General features: G+C 41.5%; 19 protein-coding genes. 12 read left to right on the top strand and 7 right to left on the bottom strand.

The features are described 5' to 3' along the window. Positions 1-69 precede the first annotated feature (69 nt). Positions 70-288, top strand: coding sequence for a hypothetical protein (locus NST01_RS09710; RefSeq protein WP_003215921.1), 219 nt, complete (start codon positions 70-72; stop codon positions 286-288). Between the two features lie 40 nt (positions 289-328). Here the strand turns inward: NST01_RS09710 and NST01_RS09705 are convergent, their stop codons facing one another. Then, positions 329-802 carry a germination protein GerT gene (locus tag NST01_RS09705; protein ID WP_008346468.1) on the bottom strand — a complete coding sequence of 158 codons (474 nt, stop codon included), beginning with the start codon at positions 800-802 and terminating at the stop codon, positions 329-331. 86 nt (positions 803-888) lie between these two features. On the opposite strand from NST01_RS09705, the gene rarD reads away from it, so the two are divergent. The 4 genes from rarD to bshB2 all read left to right on the top strand — a co-directional run bounded on the left by rarD (position 889) and on the right by bshB2 (position 3,190). Continuing rightward, positions 889-1,800, top strand: a complete 912-nt coding sequence (rarD, locus tag NST01_RS09700; protein ID WP_034646492.1) for an EamA family transporter RarD — start codon at positions 889-891, stop codon at positions 1,798-1,800. Positions 1,801-1,878: 78 nt separating this feature from the next. Further along, positions 1,879-2,160 carry a hypothetical protein gene (locus NST01_RS09695; RefSeq protein WP_008346472.1) on the top strand — a complete coding sequence of 94 codons (282 nt, stop codon included), beginning with the start codon at positions 1,879-1,881 and terminating at the stop codon, positions 2,158-2,160. Beyond that, positions 2,157-2,507 (top strand): YojF family protein, encoded by a 351-nt coding sequence (locus NST01_RS09690; protein WP_008346474.1) that lies wholly within the window; start codon positions 2,157-2,159, stop codon positions 2,505-2,507. The genes NST01_RS09695 and NST01_RS09690 overlap by 4 nt, the downstream gene beginning before the upstream one ends. A gap of 17 nt (positions 2,508-2,524) precedes the next feature. Beyond that, the gene (bshB2, locus tag NST01_RS09685; RefSeq protein ID WP_007500738.1) at positions 2,525-3,190 is read left to right on the top strand and encodes a bacillithiol biosynthesis deacetylase BshB2; all 666 of its coding nucleotides are present in this window, start codon (positions 2,525-2,527) and stop codon (positions 3,188-3,190) included. A 21-nt stretch (positions 3,191-3,211) separates the two neighbouring features. Here the strand turns inward: bshB2 and NST01_RS09680 are convergent, their stop codons facing one another. Both NST01_RS09680 and NST01_RS09675 read right to left on the bottom strand, forming a co-directional pair. Next, positions 3,212-4,579 carry an MATE family efflux transporter gene (locus NST01_RS09680; RefSeq protein WP_017359498.1) on the bottom strand — a complete coding sequence of 456 codons (1,368 nt, stop codon included), beginning with the start codon at positions 4,577-4,579 and terminating at the stop codon, positions 3,212-3,214. A 59-nt stretch (positions 4,580-4,638) separates the two neighbouring features. After that, positions 4,639-4,764 (bottom strand): hypothetical protein, encoded by a 126-nt coding sequence (locus NST01_RS09675; protein ID WP_003215647.1) that lies wholly within the window; start codon positions 4,762-4,764, stop codon positions 4,639-4,641. A gap of 81 nt (positions 4,765-4,845) precedes the next feature. Here NST01_RS09675 and cdaS point away from each other — a divergent pair, with 81 nt between their 5' ends. The 7 genes from cdaS (at position 4,846) to odhB (ending at position 15,090) form a co-directional block, all read left to right on the top strand. Then, a complete protein-coding gene (gene cdaS, locus NST01_RS09670) occupies positions 4,846-5,472 on the top strand; it encodes a sporulation-specific diadenylate cyclase CdaS (RefSeq protein ID WP_007500734.1) in 627 nt (208 codons plus the stop codon). Between the two features lie 404 nt (positions 5,473-5,876). Next, on the top strand, positions 5,877-7,208 hold the full coding sequence (locus tag NST01_RS09665; protein ID WP_056704786.1) for a C40 family peptidase: 1,332 nt from the start codon (positions 5,877-5,879) through the stop codon (positions 7,206-7,208). 77 nt (positions 7,209-7,285) lie between these two features. Continuing rightward, positions 7,286-7,864, top strand: coding sequence for a superoxide dismutase family protein (locus NST01_RS09660; RefSeq protein WP_007500730.1), 579 nt, complete (start codon positions 7,286-7,288; stop codon positions 7,862-7,864). Between the two features lie 89 nt (positions 7,865-7,953). Beyond that, positions 7,954-8,832 carry an ATP-binding protein gene (locus NST01_RS09655; RefSeq protein ID WP_017367449.1) on the top strand — a complete coding sequence of 293 codons (879 nt, stop codon included), beginning with the start codon at positions 7,954-7,956 and terminating at the stop codon, positions 8,830-8,832. Positions 8,833-8,843: 11 nt separating this feature from the next. Next, positions 8,844-10,760: a vWA domain-containing protein gene (locus NST01_RS09650; RefSeq protein ID WP_135227102.1), complete on the top strand. Its 1,917-nt coding sequence runs from the start codon at positions 8,844-8,846 to the stop codon at positions 10,758-10,760. A 224-nt stretch (positions 10,761-10,984) separates the two neighbouring features. Next, positions 10,985-13,819: a 2-oxoglutarate dehydrogenase E1 component gene (gene sucA / locus NST01_RS09645; RefSeq protein ID WP_035391743.1), complete on the top strand. Its 2,835-nt coding sequence runs from the start codon at positions 10,985-10,987 to the stop codon at positions 13,817-13,819. Positions 13,820-13,833: 14 nt separating this feature from the next. Continuing rightward, positions 13,834-15,090, top strand: a complete 1,257-nt coding sequence (gene odhB, locus NST01_RS09640) for a 2-oxoglutarate dehydrogenase complex dihydrolipoyllysine-residue succinyltransferase (RefSeq protein WP_007500721.1) — start codon at positions 13,834-13,836, stop codon at positions 15,088-15,090. A 31-nt stretch (positions 15,091-15,121) separates the two neighbouring features. On the opposite strand, the gene NST01_RS09635 is transcribed toward odhB, so the two are convergent. The 4 genes from NST01_RS09635 to NST01_RS09620 form a co-directional block, all read right to left on the bottom strand. Further along, positions 15,122-16,072 (bottom strand): bile acid:sodium symporter family protein, encoded by a 951-nt coding sequence (locus NST01_RS09635; RefSeq protein WP_008346493.1) that lies wholly within the window; start codon positions 16,070-16,072, stop codon positions 15,122-15,124. A 151-nt stretch (positions 16,073-16,223) separates the two neighbouring features. Then, entirely contained in the window at positions 16,224-17,045 is an 822-nt protein-coding gene (locus NST01_RS09630; protein WP_341041869.1) for a superoxide dismutase, read from the bottom strand. After that, positions 17,038-18,915, bottom strand: coding sequence for a terpene cyclase/mutase family protein (locus NST01_RS09625; protein ID WP_341041867.1), 1,878 nt, complete (start codon positions 18,913-18,915; stop codon positions 17,038-17,040). The genes NST01_RS09630 and NST01_RS09625 overlap by 8 nt, the downstream gene beginning before the upstream one ends. A 298-nt stretch (positions 18,916-19,213) precedes the next feature. Continuing rightward, a complete protein-coding gene (locus NST01_RS09620; RefSeq protein WP_017359492.1) occupies positions 19,214-20,698 on the bottom strand; it encodes an aldehyde dehydrogenase family protein in 1,485 nt (494 codons plus the stop codon). Positions 20,699-20,776: the final 78 nt, after the last annotated feature.

Here is a 20,776-nt window from a genome sequence, read left to right as displayed (position 1 = left end):
GTTTGCCCAAACGTTTTGTCTCCTAATGAATATGCTGATGTTAGGCACATGACAAAGGAGGAGAAAAGCATGTACCCTCATACTCCGTATTTTCGAGGCGGTGCCCCTGGCATTCCGCCATATGAATCTAGAGTCCCTTTGTTTTTTGGTTTTGGCGCTCCTTTAGTCGGCGGACTGCTTGGCGGATTTCTAGGAAGTGCGATTTTTAATTATCCTCGTCCATATTACCCGCCACCACCACCGCCTGTTCCACCACCTTATGGCGGCGGATATCCACCATATTATTAAGAAAAAAGAGTAAGCCTGCTTCCATTTCAAAGCAGGCTTTTTATAATGGAATATCAATTTCAGAAATGCCTGGATCATCATGCTTTAAAAACATAATTTCTAAAATACCATCTTGATACGAAGCCTTCGTTCCTTTTCTTTTCACAGCAGCAGGCAGGACAACCTTCTTTTGTTTATTCTCTTCAGGAAAATGATCAATAAACAGCAGATTGGCTGTATGTTTGATTTTTACTTTCTCCGTGTTCGGACGATCGAGCTCTATTTTGACAAACACGTGATCTGTCGTCTCAAATACTTCAACATTCGGCTCTTTCTTTTTTTTATCGTCTGTCTCTCTTTCTTTCTGCTTCTGAGACAGCGGATCCTGAAAGGGGAATTGAGCAGAATAATTGGAGCCGAAAACACTTTCCATGACTTGATTGACATATTGCTCAACGTCTTTAGGATCTGAATTTTTTAACGCTTCTTTTGAAAATTGCTTTTGAAAAGGAAATAATCGGTTCCAGTCAAACATGCAAATCATCCTTTCTAAATGCCCTGAATTAGTATATGCCCATAAAGTGATGTGCGTGCTATAATATACGATAGGTTTAGAAAGGAATGGTTAGATTGAACGAACAGCAATCAAAAGGTGTCTTATATACGGCTGCATCTTTTACATTATGGGGGTTATTCCCATTATATTGGAAGCTGATGGAGCATATTTCGTCAGGCGAAATTTTAGCGCACAGAATCATATGGTCCTTTGTTTTTATGTGCGGTATTCTTTTATATTTAAAGCAAGTCCGTCCAGCGATGCAGACTGTGAAAGGTCTGATGATAGATGGAAAAGCACTTTTTTCATTACTTTTATCGGCTATTTTAATTTCGGTCAACTGGTATGTATACATTTGGGCTGTAAATCACGATCTGATGCTGGAAGCGAGTTTAGGGTATTATATTAATCCGCTTGTATCAGTTTTACTAGGCATCATTTTCTTAAAAGAACGACTGAATAAAATGCAAACCACCGCCATTCTCATTGCTGCAGCTGGGGTCATCATCTCAACTGTTCAGTACGGCTCATTTCCTGTCGTGGCTTTCGTATTGGCTTTTAGTTTTGGGTTTTATGGACTGATTAAAAAAAGGATGAGTTTTACGAGTGCCATTGGATTAACCATTGAAACACTGCTTCTTGCACCAGCTGCGCTTGTTTACTTATTCTTCTTCTTAAAAGAACCTGTTGTCACGATGAATCCGAGCAGCTTCGGCTCTCTTGGGCTATTATTTTTTGCAGGTGTCTTTACAGCTGTACCGCTTCTTTTATTTTCTGAAGGAGCCAAAAGAATTCCTTTATACCAAGTTGGTATTTTGCAGTATATTGCACCAACTATTACACTCTTTTTGGGGCTATTTGTGTATCACGAACACTTATCTGCAGCAAAAATCGTGACATTCCTCTGTATTTGGGTGGCGATTTTACTATTTACAACCTCTCAACTCCGAATGAAAAAAACAGCGAATTCTCATTAAAGAGACGAAGCAGTTTGCTTTTTTTTGCAGGCGGATCATGTCATAATAAGTTGTTACCAAAACTGTAGAGGTGATCACATGTCATCAGTCGATGAGCTTGCACACGCTTATCAATCTTTATGGAAAAATCGGCAGCTTGATGTAGTGGATATGACTTCATTACACGAGGCGATACGAGATGATTTGCTTGATGCACGCACCCATCCTCGCGCAAGAAAGTCATTACATCAAAAGTATGTACTCGCTGTGGAAAGAATTTTAGAAAGCACGATTGAACAGGGTCATCAACTACAGCTGATCAGCTTACATACGAAAAAGCTGCGAGAACTAATTCAAAATGAAGGAAGGAACCACTCATGAAACCAATTCAAACGGAAGATGTCACAGCACATCTTGAATCGTTTTTAAATCGGCCAGTCTTCGTTCATCTTGAAACGACAACTGGTTCTTATTCAGCTCATGTGAATGAGCAAAATATGACGGTCGTGGCGTATATCCGCAACGCAAAAGTTGTCTATTCACAGGCAAAAATAAAAGGACAAGGTCCATACCGTGTCGGAATGAAAACAGAAGATGGCTGGATTTACGCAGAAGGTTTAACCGATTACGTGTTTGATGAACAAGGTCGCCTGCTGTTAGCAGGACACCTGCCAGACGGAAAACTAGCGATCTCATTACAAATTAGTGAAACACCATTTCAGGTGTAGGAGAGAGGGGAACAGTGATGAACGAACATGTACTTGTGATGCTGCCTCACCCCGACGATGAATCCTTCGGGGTCGCAGGGCTCATCGCGCAAAGCAGAAAACGTGGAATTCCAGTGACGTATGCATGCGGGACACTTGGAGAAATGGGAAGAAATATGGGAAGTCCAACTTATGCTAACCGTGAGACACTTCCTGAATTAAGAAAACAGGAATTAATCAATGCATGTAAAGAAATGGATGTCACAGACTTGCGAATGCTTGGTCTTCGAGATAAAACGTTGGAATTTGAAGATGATGAGTATTTAGCGGATGTGATGGAACGCATAATTGATGAAGTGAAACCAACTCTTATTGTCACGTTTTATCCAGGTCATGGCGTACACCCTGATCATGATGCGACAGGTGAAGCGGTCATTCGTGCTCTATACCGCAAGAAAAAAGAAGACCGTCCTGTCACATACTGCATGGCCATTACGAAAAATCGAGAAGAAGTGCTAGGAAATGCCGATATTGTGATTGATATTACGGATGTAGCCGATATCAAATTAAATGCACTAAGAGCGCATAGAACACAAACAGAAGGCATGCTAAGAGAGCTTGAACAAAAGCTGAAAAACAAAGAACCAGTCGTTCAAAAATGGTTTGATGAAGAAATTTTCTGGACGTATCAATGGAATGACTAAATGAAAGGCAGCTGACTGAAGTCAGCTGCCTTTTCCTGTTGTATCAGAATGCATACGTCTTTCAATCAACCTGAGACGAACAAATAGGACGATGGCACCTGCGGCAAGCCCAGTAATCAGCCCAACCCAATAACCAAACGCTCCAAATGAGGTATACGTGCCAATCAAGTAGCCAGCTGGAAGGCCGATGACCCAGTAAGAGACAAACGCAGCAATCAGTGTGTAATTCACATCTTTATAGCCGCGCAGAGCCCCTTGAATGGGTGCAGCGATCGCATCAGACAGCTGGAAAAAGATCGCATACATCAAAAAGTGCTGTGTCATTTGTAAAACAGCTGATTCAGTTGTATATAAACCAGCGATCTCAGGTCTAAATAACAAGATGAGTGCTGCAGTACATAATGAGAACAAAACAGCTGTTGCAATGCCAATATAGCTGTAGCTTTTTGCGTCTTTATACCGCATGGCACCGGCTTCAAAACCTACAACAATCGTTAAAGCCATTGAGATACTAAGCGGCAGGATATATAAAATAGAAGCAAAGTTCATCGCTGCTTGGTGACTGGCGATTGTCACGGTATCAAAGTGACCCATTAAGAGCGTGACAGCTGCAAAAATACTTGTTTCAAAAAAGATCGCAAACCCAATAGGGATACCGATTTTCAGTATTTGACCCATTCGGGAGACGTTAAAACGAGGTAATGTCTGAAACAACCGAAAGGATGCAAACGGTTCGGCTTTGATGACAATACAAATACTCATGATGAAAATCGCCCAATACGTCAGCGCAGATGCAAGACCAGCCCCTGCACCGCCAAGCTTTGGAAACCCAAAGTTTCCAAAAATAAAGAGATAATTTAAAACAAAATTAATAGGAAGTGCGGTTAACGTAATGAACATCGTCACACGTGTTTTTCCTAATGCATCAATGAACGATCTCATGACTGAATAACCAAAAAGCGGGATGATCCCAATAGCAAGGAAGCTGAGAAAATGACGGGCAATGGTTTCTACGGATGGTTCAAGCCCAAGTCTCCCTAAAATAAAAGGAACACACAACGATCCAATAACAATCACCACGATACTTAAAAGAAAAGATAAATAAATGGCCTGGAAGACTGCACGAGGAACGTCTTCCCTGCGGCCGCCACCCATCAGCTGAGCCACAATAGGGGTAACAGCCATTAAAATGCCAGCGAGGCCAGTATAAACAGGTGTCCAAATGCTCGAACCGATCGCAACACCTGCTAGGTCTTCTGCACTCACTTTTCCAGACATCACCGTGTCTAAAAATGTGATGAGCGAAAGACCTGCTTGTGTAATTAAAATCGGAATCAATATGGTTAAAAATTGTGACAACTTTGCTCGAATACTATTCGTTTCTCTCATCATAAGTTCCTCTCTGAACAGAAATAACGAGAGGAATTATATCACGCTATGTAAAAAAATCAATTCTCCGTCGGATTATTTTTCTTTGAGGGCTTCGTTTTTTTGAACATTTGGGCATAAATAAAAGAAAGACTGACAACACCTAAAATGCTGCAAGCATATTGAATCACTTTTTGAATGGTCATATTGAATTCACCTCCATACAAATAGAATGTGCACAATTTGTTATTTTATGACACAAGCGAAAGAAGGAGGGACATGGTGAGATGATCAATCGCACAAATGAAGAAGCGATGTTTAAGTTAGAAATGAAATCTCATTTAACGCAAATTATGATGGATGCAAGGAAAATCGTCGAATCGCTTGACCAGACGGAACAATGCCTTCTTTGTGAACTCGAATCATTGCATGATCAGTTTAATGAAATGCATGCAGAGGCTTCCTCGTTTTATTTACAAGCATATATGGAAGAATTCACACCAGGTTTTGCTCAATTTTCTTTAGCCATTGAGAACTTATCAAAACAAAAGCATGGCGCACTGATTGTGATTCAAAGGAGAGATGAGGTGGAGGATTATATACAAAAAGGGACAAACCTCCATGCGAAAATTAGCGCATCATTAATAGAAAGCATTTTCTATCCTGGAAACCCACTTCATGATGGCGCCCTTTTAGTAAAAGAAAATACGCTTGTTTCCGCTGCAAACGTCCTACCGCTCACCTCAAAAAAAGTCAGCCCTTCTCTAGGCACAAGACACCGGGCAGCCATTGGACTTTCTGGCATGACTGATGCCCTTGTTCTTGTGGTATCAGAAGAAACAGGGAAAATGTCGTTTGCGAAAGAAGGCGTCCTCTATCCGTTAACTGTAAAAGACCAAGAAATCAGAAAGTAAACATGAAAACAGCATTCTTCTTTGGGAAGGGTGCTTTTTTTATTGAGGAGAAAAAACAGGCAATTAAGTAAAAAGTCATTTGATACAGAAAAATTTGTCATGTAGAATAGAACTATGAAACTAGCAACGTGCTTGTTTTGACAAATTTCTAAACGTCAACTTAAAAATTCCTTAAAAATTGTTTATAAATACAGCAAACAGCCGATAGAAACGATATGGCTTTGTTTTAGCATTTTGAGTTTGCTGCTCTAAAACCTATTTAGTATTGCCCAACGTCTTCATGTCGAGTAATATTATAGAAATAAAGATAAAATAGTGCAAGAGAAGCAGAACCATTAAATGCTAAACTCAAAACTAGTACATAAGTCTTATGGGACGAAATCATGAAAGGCGGAGATTCATCTATGAAGAAAAAAGTAGTAACCGGCCTCACAGTTTCAGCGATCGCGGGCTCAGCTGTTATTGCTGCACCGGCAGAAGCACAGACGATCAAGGTGAAAAGCGGTGACTCACTTTGGAAGATTGCCGAACAGTACAACACAAGTATTTCGGAACTTCAATCTCTTAATCAATTAAAAACGACGATGATTTTTGCAGGACAAAGCTTAAAGATTCCTAGTGCAAAAAGTTCAAAATCCAGCTCATCAACAAGTTCAAAAGCAACGAAATCAAGTGCTTCAACAACATCTAGCTATACAGTCAAGCTTGGGGATTCATTATGGCTGATTGCGAAGAATCACAAAATGTCAGTTGCAAGTTTGAAAAGTTTGAACAGCTTAAACAGTGACCTCATTCGTCCTGGACAAAAGCTGAAAGTGTCTGGAACGACGAAAACGAGCGGCAGCCAGTCCACAAATTCAAACTCAACATCTAATTCTAGCTCAAGTAACAAATCAACGAATTCTAATAGTTCGTCGTCAGCATCTAGTACATATAAAGTGAAATTAGGCGATTCACTTTGGAAAATTGCCAATTCGTTAAATATGTCGATTGGTGAAATTAAAACATTGAACTCGCTAAAATCTGATACGATTTATCCAAATCAAGTATTGAAGGTAAAAGGAACGGTGACGTCAAAACCAAGTCAGCCGAAAGCACCTGCTCAACCTAGCACGCCTTCAAACAGCAATCAGTCTTCAAGTAGTAAAACAACATCTTATACGGTTAAATCAGGTGATTCATTATGGAAAATTGCGAATCAGTTTAAGGTGCAGGTTCAATCAATCCGCACAGCAAACAGCTTGAAAAGTGATGTGCTGAGAATTGGACAAGTATTAAAAATCAACGGAACAGCTTCCGGTTCAACTGGATCTAATGGTTCTACGTCAAACGGTTCAACAACACCGGTCAACAATAATAAAAATGACGTTCCAATGAATGCCAAAATCACGACAATGATTCAAGAAGGTAAAAAACTCACAGGCATACCTTACAGATGGGGCGGCAATACACCAGCTGGATTTGATTGTAGCGGCTTTGTTTACTATCTCATTAATAAGGTTTCATCAGTATCTAGATTGAGTACAGCAGGATACTGGAATATGATGACGCCTGTCAGCACACCACAAGTTGGAGATTTTGTTTATTTCACAACGTACAAAGCAGGTCCTTCTCATATGGGACTATACCTAGGTGGAGGAGATTTCCTTCATGCAAGTGACAGCGGAGTAGGAATTTCAAACTTAAGCAATCCTTATTGGAAAAAAGCCTACCTAGGTGCGAAACGTTTCTTCTAAAAAAGCCGATCTTCGGCTTTTTTTGTTTGCCTTCTCATCAGTTTGTCCATACTGATAACAAAAGGGGGCAGTCATAAATGAAAAAGTCAGTGTGGATGATCATGATATGTTTGATCTTTACCGCATCAGCATGTCATGCACCGCCGAAAAAAGAAACGACAGAAGAAACAAGAGAAGTTGCCGCACCTAAACAAGCACCAGTCACAACGTCACTCATAAACGAAAGCGGACAAAAAATAGGGAGCATTGAAATAAGAGAGTCCTCAGAAAATGGGCTGGATCTGCATGTGAAAGCGAAAGGACTGCCGCCAGGTCCTCACGGCTTTCATATTCATGAAACAGGAATATGTGAAACTCCAGATTTTGAAACGGCGGGGGCTCACTTTAATCCGACCCATAGAGAGCATGGCTTCGACAACCCAAAAGGGCATCATGCTGGAGATATGCCTAATTTAGAAGTAGGGGCAGATGGACAAATTGATGTTGTTGTGAATGTACCAGATGTGACGTTAAAGGGAGGCCCAAATCAATTAATCGATCAAAACGGGCGAAGTTTCATCATCCATGCAGAAGCAGATGATTACTTAAGCAACCCTTCTGGCAACTCAGGGAAACGCATTGCTTGCGGAGCCATCACAAAAGAAATGGTAAAATAACAGAAGACGAACCTTTATGTATTGAGTGCATAAAGGTTTTTTTAGTATACTTGGTGAGGAAAATGATCGAAGAGAGGAATTAATCATATATGTTTAACCAACCATCACTCCCAGAAGAAATTCAAGCAATGATCGAAGCAAAAGGAAAAGTTCTCGAAGAAGAATTTCGTCCGCTCATCGGAACAGGCGGCTATGAATCACAAGATACGTCTATTATTCAAGATGCCATGATTGCACTTGCCCTAGGAAAAAATGTTCTGTTAAAAGGACCGACGGGCTCAGGTAAAACAAAACTAGCAGAAACTTTATCCGCGTTTTTTCAACAGCCGATGCACAGTGTAAACTGCTCAGTTGACCTTGATGCAGAAAGTCTTATTGGCTATAAAACCATCCATAATGATGGACAAGTTGCTTCTATAGAATTCATTGAAGGACCCGTTACAAAAGCAATGAAAAAAGGACACCTTTTATATATTGATGAAATCAACATGGCAAAACCAGAAACACTGCCTATTTTAAACGGTGTGCTTGATTACAGAAAAATGATGACAAACCCATTTACAGGTGAAGTCGTTAGAGCAGAAGAAGGTTTTGGCGTGATTGCAGCAATCAATGAGGGGTATGTGGGGACAGTGCCGCTCAATGAAGCGCTGAAAAACCGTTTTGTTGTCATTGAAGTTCCTTACATTGGCGGTGGCATTTTAAAAGAAGTACTGCACACTCAATCCGTATTAAAGGATGAGCGGTTAATCGATCAATTCGTACAGCTCTCATCAGATCTCATCGTCCAAGCACACAATGGACAGGTCAGTGAAGAAGCCGCATCCATTCGTGCACTGTTAGATACATGTGATCTTGCGCAATATATCCCGCCGCTTCGTGCAATTGAACGAGGAATTGTAGAGAAGCTAGAAGATGACCGGGAAAAAGCAGCGGTAAGAAATATCGCTCAAACATTATTCGAGTGAGGTTCTGACTTTTGAAATTCATCAAATTTAATGACAGCAGAATCGATTCATTTCTATTTATGGAATTAACGGATTTAGCCAAAACACTTGCCAAAAGTGATGATGTGGAGCTTGAATACGGTGTTCAGTCGTACTATGAACCGTTTGAAAAGAAAATTTTCATCAGCCATTTTTGGGATGATCGTCATCAAGAGGATATGATGGCAGGCCTAAAAAGTGATGTGTTCCTGCGAGCAGTAGGGACAGTGTATAGCGATCTTACAGTATTTGAAGACATCATTTCCTATGCCCACACATTATCCATTCCTGATGTGTGCAAACAATTGTTTATGCTGTTTGAAGATATCCGAATTGAAGAGCGGATTAAACGTGACCGCCCAGGAACAAAAAAGGTATTTAAACGGAGAAGGGAGCTTTACAGACGGCACTTTAAAACACAATTAACGATTAACCAAGAGCGTAGTATTTTAACAGATGCACTCTTTTGTGCGATATACGTGAAGCTGACAGCCGAATCTCCGCTTGAAGAAATTCCACCCCTTCATGAGCGGATAGATCCAATGATTCCGTTTATTGAGTCAAGTCTTGAACGTGTATATGACGCACGCTCGACATCTGATATCGCCATCATTGTGAAGGAATTGACAGAAGGCTTCGATGAGCTCCTTGAAAAGGATATGCTGAACACATACTTTTTCTTCCCAGAATTGGACTATGAAAAAGCGGCAAAAGAACCGCTTTTCCATGACCTCAAAAGAAAGCCAAAATTAAGTGAGGATATAAAAGTCGATCGGGAAAAAGAGGGGGATGAAGACATCCATAATGAATATATGGAAGTATGGCATAGAGAAACGGAAGCACCATCTAAAAGTTTCCTTCAATTTGATTTAGAACACGGTGGTAAAAGCGACCTCGGTAAAGATGCAGCAAGAGAAGGTGACGATGGAGATCAGGCGCTTGGAACGGTTCAAGGTTCAGCCAAACAAACCCATCGAAAAGACTATTCAAAGCTTGAAGCACTAGAAGAGGCAGAAGGAGAAGAAAGCGGGGCAGATGCGCATGAGAATGGAAAAGAAAACAAATATGCGTTTCCAGTCATGATTTCACCAGAACCTCCTTCACCAGAGCAAATAGATGTGTACAAGCAGCACGCAAAGGCAATCGAGCCTTATCAGAAACGCTTAAAACAAATGATTCAAAAAACACTTGAGCATAAAAAATCATGGCCAAAAACAGATCTTCATGCAGGGCGTCTCAGTAAAAAGCTCATTCGTTATTTTACAGAGTCCAATCCTCGACTATTTTATAAAAAACAAGCGCCATCTTCTCAAATTGATGCTGTGTTCACTTTATTAGTTGACTGCTCTGCAAGTATGTTTGACAAAATGGATGAGACAAAAAAAGGGATTGTTCTGTTTCATGAAGCTTTAAAATCAGTGCAGGTACCTCATCAAATTGTAGGGTTCTGGGAAGATACAAATGACGCAACTGAAACAAGTCAGCCGAACTACTTTAACACCGTCGTATCGTTCAAAGATTCCTTATTTGACGCAGGACCATCCATTATGTCACTTGAGCCAGAAGAGGATAACCGGGATGGATATGCGATTCGCCAAATGACAAAAATGATTTTAAAACGAAGAGAAGAGCAAAAATTCCTCATTGTTTTCTCAGACGGAGAGCCGGCTGCATTCAGCTACGAACAAAATGGGATCGTGGATACACATGAAGCGGTTCTCGAAGCGAGAAAAAAGGGAATTGAAGTGATCAATGTGTTTTTATCCAATTCTCCGATTGAAGAGGCGCAGATGAAAACGATCCAAGATATGTATGGCAAGTTCAGCATTTTTGTACCGGATGTCGATACATTGCCAGATGTGCTCTATCCATTACTCAAGAAATTGCTGCATAAAAGCATTGGGGCATAAGGTTTTGCCCCTTTCTTTAAAATATTTTTCGGAATGATTTAAATTTTTTGTTTTTCTTTGAATTTTTTATCTTTAATTGAACAAAGAATGTAGAAAGTAATCCGAAACAGTGGTAGAATATGATTGGAAGCGTTTTATTACATAAATTTGGTCATTGTGTTCTGGAAGTTATATCGAGATAGTGTTCAATCACTTGATGATCAAAGTTGGGGGTAGTGTTCAAAATGTTTCAAAATGATGTGAAACAACCGTTGAGTTGGGAAGAATTTCATGGTCCGAACCTCGGCTACGTGCTCGAGCTCTACGATCAATATGTCCAGGATCCTACTAGTGTTGATGAAGACATAAGAGGCATATTTGATGAACTTGGTGCACCACCGAGTGAAATGAAGGAGGAAATTGGGAAAAAAGAAAATAGCGTAGTTACTTCTGAACAAATCCAAAAGATAGCATCAGTCGTTAAACTGGCAGAAGACATCAGAACGTATGGCCATTTAAATGCTTCCGTCAATCCTCTTCGCAAAGAAAAGGAATTACAAGAGCTGTTTCCATTAAAGGAATACGGTTTAACTGAAGAAGACGTTAAGAATATTCCAATATCAATTATTAGTCCAGATGCACCTAAACACATTTCAAACGGCATAGAAGCCATTAACCATTTGAGAAATACGTATAAGCGTACCATTTCATTTGAGTTTGATCACGTACATGACTTCGAAGAGCGCAACTGGCTCTCTAAATCTATTGAGTCTGGCGAATTATTTAAGAAAAAACCAGCAGATAAACTAGTTTCTGTACTCAAAAGATTAACAGAAGTCGAGCAATTTGAGCAGTTCCTTCATAAAACATTTGTTGGACAAAAGCGTTTTTCTATAGAAGGATTAGACGCACTTGTTCCAGTACTTGATGAAATTATATCCGAGTCTGTTACACAAGGGACTTCAAATATTAACATTGGAATGGCACATAGAGGCCGTTTAAATGTATTAGCACATGTGTTAGGAAAGCCATATGAGATCATTTTCTCAGAATTCCAGCATGCGCCTAATAAAGAGCTTGTACCATCAGAAGGCTCTATTGGCATCAGCTACGGATGGACAGGGGATGTAAAATATCATCTCGGTGCTGACCGCCAAATCAAAGATGAAGATACAAAGAGTGCAAGAGTCACACTTGCCAATAACCCAAGTCACTTGGAATTTATTGACCCGATTATTGAAGGAAGCACTCGTGCAGCGCAAGAATCGCGTACTCAAAAAGGCTATCCAGTTCAAGACGTTGAAAAAGCGTTAGCCATCTTAATTCATGGGGATGCTGCATTTCCTGGAGAGGGAATTGTCGCAGAAACATTAAATTTAAGTCAATTAGTCGGCTATCAAGTGGGGGGAACGATCCATATCATTGCCAACAATATGATTGGATTTACCACAGAAAGCAATGAATCTCGTTCAACGAAATACGCTAGTGACCTTGCAAAAGGTTTCGAGATTCCAATTGTTCACGTCAATGCAGACGATCCAGAAGCTTGTTTAGCAGCTGTTCAGCTGGCGGTAGAATACCGTAAACGGTTTAAAAAGGATTTCTTAATTGACTTGATTGGCTACCGCAGATATGGCCATAACGAAATGGATGAGCCTTCTACTACTCAGCCAATGCTGTACGATGCGGTCAGAAAGCACAAAACGGTCAAGAATATCTTTGCAGATAAGCTTGTCACTGAGGGCCTTCTGTCAAAAGAACAAAGAGAAGAAATTGAGCAGGCTGTCACGGCAAAAATTGAAGAAGCTTATAAAAAAGTGCCTTCAAAGAAAGAACATACGATTCAAGAAATCGAACTGCCAGAGCCTGTATCTAACGGCTTCCCTGCAGTTGATACATCTGTAGAGTTTGATGTATTAAGAAAGCTGAATGAAGAATTGATTAGCTGGCCGAAAGACTTCCAAGTATTCGGTAAGCTAAAGCGGATCCTTGAAAAACGTGCAAAAGTGTTTACAGATGATCGCAAAGTGGAATGGTCACTTGGTGAAGCACTTGCATTTGCATCTATATTAAAAGACGGTACGCCGATTCGAATGACCGGACAGGATTCTGAGCGAGGTACATTTGCTCAAAGAAACCTTGTTCTTCACGACAGTCAAACGGGAGATGAATTCATTGCTCTTCATGAACTGAGTGATGCAAATGCATCATTTACAGTCCATAATAGTCCACTGTCAGAAGGCTCTGTCATCGGGTTTGAATATGGTTATAATGTCTATTCTCCTGAAACATTAGTGATTTGGGAAGCTCAATTTGGAGACTTCGCAAATGCGGCTCAAGTGTATTTTGATCAATTTATTTCAGCAGGCCGCGCCAAGTGGGGACAAAAGTCAGGGCTTGTGATGCTCTTGCCACATGGATATGAAGGACAAGGTCCAGAACATTCTAGTGGAAGAACAGAACGCTTCTTGCAATCAGCTGCTGAGAATAACTGGACAGTTGCGAACCTGACAAGTGCAGCTCAATACTTCCATATTCTTAGAAGACAGGCGAAAATGCTGCTTCGTGAAGAGATTCGTCCTCTTGTCATCATGACACCGAAGAGTCTGCTTCGAAACCCGAACACATTATCCGAAGTCCAAGAACTAACAGATGGACAGTTCCGTCCAGTTCTTGAACAGCCGGGCCTTGTGCATGATCATGAAAAAGTAACACGCCTTGTGCTATCGAGCGGGAAGGTATCGATCGATATTAGTGATCGTTTTACTCAAATGGAAGACTCAAAAGATTGGCTTCATATTGCGAGAGTGGAACAATTATATCCATTCCCAGCCAAAGATATTAAAGCCATTTTATCAAAACTGACGAACTTAGAAGAAATCGTATGGGTGCAAGAAGAACCGCAAAATATGGGCGCTTGGGGATATATTGAGCCATATTTACGTGAAATTGCATCTGAAAAAGTAAAAGTACGTTACATCGGCCGCAGAAGACGTTCAAGTACGGCTGAGGGTGATCCAACTGTTCATAAAAAAGAACAAGAACGAATTGTATCTGATAGCTTGACTCGCAAAAACTAAGGGGGAAATGAAAAATGGCGGAAATTAAAGTACCTGAACTAGCGGAATCAATCTCGGAAGGAACAATTGCTCAGTGGCTAAAACAGCCGGGCGATTATGTTGAGCAGGGGGAATACCTGTTAGAACTTGAAACAGATAAAGTCAATGTCGAATTGACAGCTGAAGAATCTGGTGTTCTAAAAGAAGTACTGAAAGATTCTGGTGACACTGTCCAAGTTGGAGAAGTCATCGGAACGATTGCAGCAGGTGAAGCTGGCGGAAGCGAGTCCGCAGCTCCAGCACCTGAGCAAGATTCTGCACCAGCTTCGAAAGAAGAACCAGCAGCTGAACAAAAAGAAGAGGCAGCAAAAGAAGAGCCGAAATCTGGTAATGGCAGAACGATCGCTTCTCCAGCAGCTAGAAAACTAGCAAGAGAGAAGGGGTTAGACTTATCTGAGATTCCAACCGCAGATCCGCTGGGCAGGGTACGAAAGCAGGATGTAGCTTCTTACCAAAAGAATGAAGCTCCTGCAAGTGCACCGAAAGCCGCGCCAAAAGCAAATGCTGCGGTGCAAAATGATCAAGCAGGGAAACCAGTTGAGCGTGAAAAAATGTCACGCCGCAGACAAACCATTGCAAAACGTTTAGTTGAAGTTCAACAAACGGCAGCGATGCTGACAACATTTAATGAAGTCGATATGACAGCTGTCATGGACCTAAGAAAGCGTCGCAAAGATGCCTTCCTTGAACAAAACGATGTGAAACTGGGCTTCATGTCCTTCTTCACAAAAGCAGTGGTAGCAGCACTTAAAAAATATCCACTTCTCAACGCAGAAATTCAAGGTGATGAGCTTGTCATTAAAAAATTCTATGACATCGGTATTGCTGTAGCCGCCAATGAAGGGCTTGTGGTACCAGTTGTCCGTGATGCAGACAGACTATCATTTGCAGGAATTGAAAAAGAAATCGGTCATCTTGCGAAAAAAGCAAGAGATAACAAATTATCGCTCAATGAATTACAAGGTGGATCATTCACGATCACAAACGGAGGAACATTTGGTTCTCTGCTTTCAACACCAATTTTAAACAGTCCTCAAGTTGGAATTTTAGGTATGCATAAAATTCAACTTCGTCCTGTTGCAATTGATGAAGAACGCTTTGAAAACCGTCCAATGATGTATTTAGCTCTTTCATACGACCACCGTATTGTCGATGGTAAAGAAGCTGTTGGGTTCCTTGTCACGATTAAAAATCTACTTGAAGATCCTGAACAGCTTTTGCTTGAAGGATAATCGAAAGAAAAAGCTAGTACCGATGAGGGTACTAGCTTTTTTGGTCTTTATTTTCTGAGTAGCCTCTTTTTGACCAAAATGTTGCCAGCCAAGAGCCAGATAAATTATGCCATACGCTAAAAATGGCACTGGGAACGGCGGCAAGTGGAGAAAAATGTGCGGTTGCAAGGGCTGCGCCAAGTCCAGAATTTTGCATCCCTACTTCTATTGAAATTGCTCGTTGAGAAGGAATGTCCATTTTACACCATTTTGCAATGAGGTAACCCAATAATAGACCAAGAGCATTATGTAAAACAACAACGGCAAAAATAAGCAGTCCAGATTGCAGAATCTGTTCTTTATTTGCGCTGACAACAGCTGCAATGATGGCGACAATGCCAGTAACAGATACAAGTGGAAGTGCTTGTACAGCATACGTCACTTGTTTTTTAAAAAACAATTTGACGATGACACCTAAAATAATCGGAATTAAGACAACTTGGACAATCGACAAAAACAAAGCACCCGGTGATACAGATAACCAAGATTTTGCAAAAATATAAATAAAAACAGGGGTCAAAATGGGAGCAAGTAGGGTCGAGATCGTTGTCACGGCAACAGATAAGGCCGTATTTCCTTTCGCCAAAAAGGTCATTACATTGGATGCAGTCCCGCCTGGACAGCAGCCGACGAGAATGACACCAACAGCGATTTCAGAAGGCAAATGTAACCCATAGGCCAATAAAAATGCAATGAGTGGCATCAGTGTATACTGCGCTAAAACCCCGATCAATACATAAAGAGGCTTTCTAAAAAGCTCTTTAAAATCTTCAGAAGACAGCGTCAGCCCCATGCCAAACATAATAATGCCAAGTAAAAAAGGGATATAAGGTCCAATCAAAGAAAATGCCGCAGGAAAAGTAAAACCTAGACAAGCAAAGACAATGACCCATATAGCGAATGTTCTTCCTGCAAAGTGACTAATGTGTAAAAGGGTGTTCATACTATCTTTCAACTCTCTTTCTTTTCATATCTTTTCTATTTTAAATGAATTTTCTGAAAAAACAACCTATGATTTTGTAATGGGTGTTCATAATATTATTATGTAAACTAATAAAAACCCACATAGTAAATGAACTATGTGGAGTATGCGATCAAAAAGGTGTCCATTTCACTTGTTGAGCCTGTTTTAGTCTTGCTTCTGGCTCACGCCAGTCAACGACATGCCACCACCGGTCTACATATTGCGCCTTTTCATTTCGATATTGGAGGTAATAGGCATGCTCCCACACATCAAGAGCAAGAAGGGGGATGACGTCCCATTGCGAGAGGAACTGATGGCGCTCTGCTTGTAAAATGTCTAAACGTTGAGATCGAGGGGACCATACAAGGATCGCCCATCCGACACCTTCTACTTGTTTGGCAGCAGCTGAAAAATGTGACTTGAACGCCTCATAGCTGCCAAATGATTGATCAATGAGACGAAGCATTTGACCAGTAGGTTTTCTTTTCCCTGAAGGACTCATGGAAAACCAAAAGATACAATGTAAATAATGTCCTGCCCCATGAAAGGCAAGCTCACGTTCCCAATGCTTGATCATGGTAAAGTCATTGGTTCTTCTTGCTTTTTTTAGTGCAAGTTCAGCTTGATTTAGCCCATCAACATAAGTTTGATGATGCTTTTGATGGTGCAAGTACATAATTTCTTTTGAAATATAAGGTTCGAGTGTGTCATACCGATAAGGCAGTGGTGGTAACTGATGATTTCCAGCTGCTACATCGCGCACTTCTTCGTGTGGCTGCATGTCTTCTGCAATACTTTCGGCTAGTTCGTACCATTCTTGTTCACTCGAATGGTCATCCTCCATTTTGAGTCGTAAATGTTCCACTTTTCGATGAATTTTATCATCTTGCCACACATGTTGAATCGTGCTAAGCCACTCTTTGAGCTGTGAGCGATATTCTTCTTTATTCATGTATACGCCTCATTTCCTCTAAAAATGTAGAACAAGCCATCATCGGAAACACAAATGGGTAGCTATGATAGGTGATGTAAAATTGTTTTGGCAGTCCAATGCCGACTGGATAGTACATGGCTTCTTCAGTATGGTGATGGTTCACTAAAAAGGAGACAGCTTTCAAAATGCCTGCGTTATTTGCTTTCTCATATTGGAGGAGCGCCTCTGTCGCCCATGCGGTTTGAACCACTGTGCCAAAGGGAAGCGGGACATAGGTTTTCAGTTCTGCACTTTTACACGATTCTCCGAAACTGCCATCTTCAAGCTGAATCTGCTTTAGGAAACGGCACGCTTTTTGCACAGCAGGGTGTGAGGAGGGAATGCCAGCCGCTTTCAGTCCTGTTAACGCTGCCCAAGTTCCATAAATATAACAAACACCCCATCTGCCAAACCATGATCCGTTTTTCTCTTGGTGGTCAATGAGCCATTTTACACATCGATCTTTTTTCCTGAGAATCGAGGGTGAAGCAGTATCTTTTTCTTCTAAACCAATCAAATGGAGCACACGACCAGTAATATCAGGAGTTGACGGATCAATCGCCGCATCCTCCGCAGATTCAAGCGGAAGGTGACGAAGCAGAAAGTGATCTTGATTTTTTTCGAAAGCAGAAAAGCCGCCATCACGGTTTTGCATGGAGAGAAGCCAGTCATATCCTCGTTTCCACTGAAGTGGAGCGTATTCTTTTGGGATAACTTTTAACACAATTTGCGTGTCATCACAATCAGGATTATTCGTATTGATATGTGAGAAACCAAAGCCTCCGGGAGCAGCATGACGGTTATGAACTGCCCAATCCGCTTTCTTCATTTGCTGCCGGTCCAGCAAATAGGTGAAGGAATTCATGATCATGGGATCTTGTCGTTTTCTTCCTGCTCTTTGAGAAGCGTAACTGACAAGCGCTGTATCCCACACAGTCGAGGTGGAATTCTCAGCATATATCTTGCTTTGACAGGAGGTGACGAGCTTTTTCATACCTCTGACTGCTTTTTGGATGAGATGATGTCCAGGGGAGTACCCAAGGCTCATGAGGGCATAGACCATAAAGATGGTTGCACTTAAGTAACTGTACAGCGTCCCATCTTTTTCAAGACGGTCAAACATGTATCGCTTTGCCGCTTCATATCCGAAAAAGTCGAGCCGGCTGTCGAGGGCTGTATATGACCGCATATACATGAGGAAGTCATCAGTCGAACGTTCTTCTCTTGCCATAAACCAGTCAAATGGATTTTTAGACATGTTTTCATCAAGATGGGCTAATGATGGAAACGCAGCATGAGAGGTATACCGTTTGTTCAGTGCGATCATCATGGGTACAAAATGAATCCTTGCATAGGCACTAAGGTGGTAGAAGTGTAGCGGAAAAGACGTAGGGATGAGTAAAAAGGAAAGAGGTGCATAGAAGTAGGGCCAAGGGTGCATGCCATTTACGGCAAGCATCCACTTTGTCATAAAATGAACGTTCTTTAGGCCACCTTTTGAGCGAATATATTGTGCTGCTTTTTCCATATGGGGCTCGTCTTTTTGAAATCTGCCAGATGCGAGCATGCCGCAATAACCTTGTACTGTAGCTGTGAGATGTCCTGACTGGTCATGATACAAAGAAAAGGAACCATCTTCATTTTGTTTGGCATGTATTGCTTCGGCCAATTGATGGATCAATTGCTGATCGGGGTCACCAACGGCTTTTAACAGCATAATGAAAAAAGCATTTGTCATCATAGGTCCTTCAAAGCAGAAAACAAATGCGCCATCTTCTCTTTGTCTGCGTTCTACCTGCATGTGCAGTTCATCGATATATTCGTTGACTCTCGTTTTAAAATCTTGCATTCGGCCATGCTCCTTTCCTTTATCACTATATTCAGGAGTCGGCCTGTCACATGACAGCTCAAAAAAAGCCGATGACATCGTCACCGGCTCAGCGTGTCGACAAACCCTCGCATTCTTTGTCAGTCCTGCGTTCCGGTGCTCACGAATGTCAAATTCGCTCCGCTCCAGTACTCGTCCTTCCTAGACTGCAAAGGTTTTCTATCACGCTGAAAAAAAGACAAAAGGCTAAAATCAAGTTCATTTTAGCCCTTTGTCAACAATCTGAGCCGATGACATCGTCATCGGTTTTCTTAAATGATTAGTCTTGCAGATTAATCCACACGCTTTTGACTTCTGTATAGTTGTTAAGGGCATATGATCCCATTTCTCTGCCAAGGCCTGACTGTTTATATCCGCCAAACGGGGAGGCGGCATCAAAGACATTATAGCAGTTGACCCAAATGGTTCCTGCTTCTAGGCGTGCAGCGATATCGTGGGCATGCTTTAAGTTTTCTGTCCAAAGTCCTGCCGCTAACCCATAGTCAGATTGATTGGCCCGTTCGACCACTTCATCAATGGAATCGTAAGGAATCGCAGATAGAACTGGACCGAAGATCTCTTCTTTTGCGATTGTCATTTCATCTTCTACATCTCTAAAGACAGTAGGGGAGACGAAATAGCCTGCTTCATAAGGGCAGTCACCACCGACTACGGCTGTTGCACCTTCTGACTTCCCTTTTTCGATATAACCTAACACACGTTCATGCTGCTCTTTACTCACTAGAGGCCCAATCTGGGTATCATGATGAAGACCAGCTCCTTGTTTTAAGGATGTCGCATATTTAGCCATTTGATCGACAACTTCATCATATTGGCTCCGGTGCACAAAGACCCTTGATCCTGCACAGCACACTTGGCCTTGGTTAAACATCACGCCGTTTAATGCACCTGGAATGGCTTTCTTTAAATCGGCGTCTGGTAAAATAATATTCGGCGATTTTCCGCCAAGCTCTAAAGTAACACGCTTGATGGATTTGGCTGCTTTTTCCATGATCAATTTCCCAACACTTGTTGATCCAGTGAAAGCCAGCTTATTGACATCAGGGTGATCGGTTAATGCTTCACCGGCTGTTTCACCAAATCCAGGAACGATGTTAATCACGCCTTCTGGGAATCCGGCTTTATCCACTAATTCAGCTAAATATAAAGCAGATAGCGGTGTTTGTTCAGCTGGCTTTAAAACGATGGTGCAGCCTGTTGCTAGTGCAGCACCCATTTTCCACATGGCCATGAGGAGCGGGAAGTTCCAAGGAATGATTTGTCCCACAACGCCAACAGGCTCATGGCGGGTATAATTAAAATATCCCTGGCTGACAGGAAGGGTTTGTCCAGTCATTTTTGTGGTCCACCCTGCATAATAGCGCATGTGCTCAATGGCAAGAGGGATATCCGCATTGGTTGTTTCATTAATTGGTTTTCCATTATCAAGTGTTTCCAGCTGAGCTAGTTCTTCTTGGTGTTCTTCCATTAAATCTGCCAGCTTAAACATCAAGCGGGCACGTTCGGCTGCAGACATAGAACGCCAAGGTCCATGGAACGCCTTTTTAGCAGCTTTTACTGCCTCATCAATGTCGGCTGCACCTGCTTCATATACATCAATAAGGGTTTCTCCTGTGGCAGGGTTAGGTGTAGAGAATGTTTTGTTATCATGACTTGTGACAAACTGACCGTTAATGTAGAGTTTTTTCGTCCCTTGGAGAAAAGATTCGAGTTTTGAACTGATTTGAAGTGTTGTAGAGCTCATAAATAAACAAACCTCCTTAAAGATATGGGTTGTTCTGCGAGTTCTAGGTGGAAAAAGTGGACATGAAGCAATTTGTAT

Source organism: Bacillus sp. FSL R7-0166, assembly GCF_038008935.1.
Lineage (GTDB): Bacteria > Bacillota > Bacilli > Bacillales > Bacillaceae > Bacillus > Bacillus altitudinis.
This window is presented reverse-complemented; position numbering and strand designations above follow the sequence as displayed.

Bases quoted from the DNA above. Each gene is read 5' to 3' on its own strand.
- NST01_RS09630 (WP_341041869.1), bottom strand. From the start codon at position 17,045: ATGAATAAAGAAGAATATCGCTCACAGCTCAAAGAGTGGCTTAGCACG.
- NST01_RS09695 (WP_008346472.1), top strand. From the start codon at position 1,879: ATGTCATCAGTCGATGAGCTTGCACACGCTTATCAATCTTTATGGAAA.
- NST01_RS09620 (WP_017359492.1), bottom strand. From the start codon at position 20,698: ATGAGCTCTACAACACTTCAAATCAGTTCAAAACTCGAATCTTTTCTC.
- NST01_RS09660 (WP_007500730.1), top strand. From the start codon at position 7,286: ATGAAAAAGTCAGTGTGGATGATCATGATATGTTTGATCTTTACCGCA.
- NST01_RS09690 (WP_008346474.1), top strand. From the start codon at position 2,157: ATGAAACCAATTCAAACGGAAGATGTCACAGCACATCTTGAATCGTTT.
- odhB (WP_007500721.1), top strand. From the start codon at position 13,834: ATGGCGGAAATTAAAGTACCTGAACTAGCGGAATCAATCTCGGAAGGA.
- cdaS (WP_007500734.1), top strand. From the start codon at position 4,846: ATGATCAATCGCACAAATGAAGAAGCGATGTTTAAGTTAGAAATGAAA.
- NST01_RS09675 (WP_003215647.1), bottom strand. From the start codon at position 4,764: ATGACCATTCAAAAAGTGATTCAATATGCTTGCAGCATTTTAGGTGTT.
- NST01_RS09680 (WP_017359498.1), bottom strand. From the start codon at position 4,579: ATGAGAGAAACGAATAGTATTCGAGCAAAGTTGTCACAATTTTTAACC.
- bshB2 (WP_007500738.1), top strand. From the start codon at position 2,525: ATGAACGAACATGTACTTGTGATGCTGCCTCACCCCGACGATGAATCC.
- rarD (WP_034646492.1), top strand. From the start codon at position 889: ATGGTTAGATTGAACGAACAGCAATCAAAAGGTGTCTTATATACGGCT.
- sucA (WP_035391743.1), top strand. From the start codon at position 10,985: ATGTTTCAAAATGATGTGAAACAACCGTTGAGTTGGGAAGAATTTCAT.
- NST01_RS09625 (WP_341041867.1), bottom strand. From the start codon at position 18,915: ATGCAAGATTTTAAAACGAGAGTCAACGAATATATCGATGAACTGCAC.
- NST01_RS09655 (WP_017367449.1), top strand. From the start codon at position 7,954: ATGTTTAACCAACCATCACTCCCAGAAGAAATTCAAGCAATGATCGAA.
- NST01_RS09635 (WP_008346493.1), bottom strand. From the start codon at position 16,072: ATGAACACCCTTTTACACATTAGTCACTTTGCAGGAAGAACATTCGCT.
- NST01_RS09705 (WP_008346468.1), bottom strand. From the start codon at position 802: ATGTTTGACTGGAACCGATTATTTCCTTTTCAAAAGCAATTTTCAAAA.
- NST01_RS09665 (WP_056704786.1), top strand. From the start codon at position 5,877: ATGAAGAAAAAAGTAGTAACCGGCCTCACAGTTTCAGCGATCGCGGGC.
- NST01_RS09710 (WP_003215921.1), top strand. From the start codon at position 70: ATGTACCCTCATACTCCGTATTTTCGAGGCGGTGCCCCTGGCATTCCG.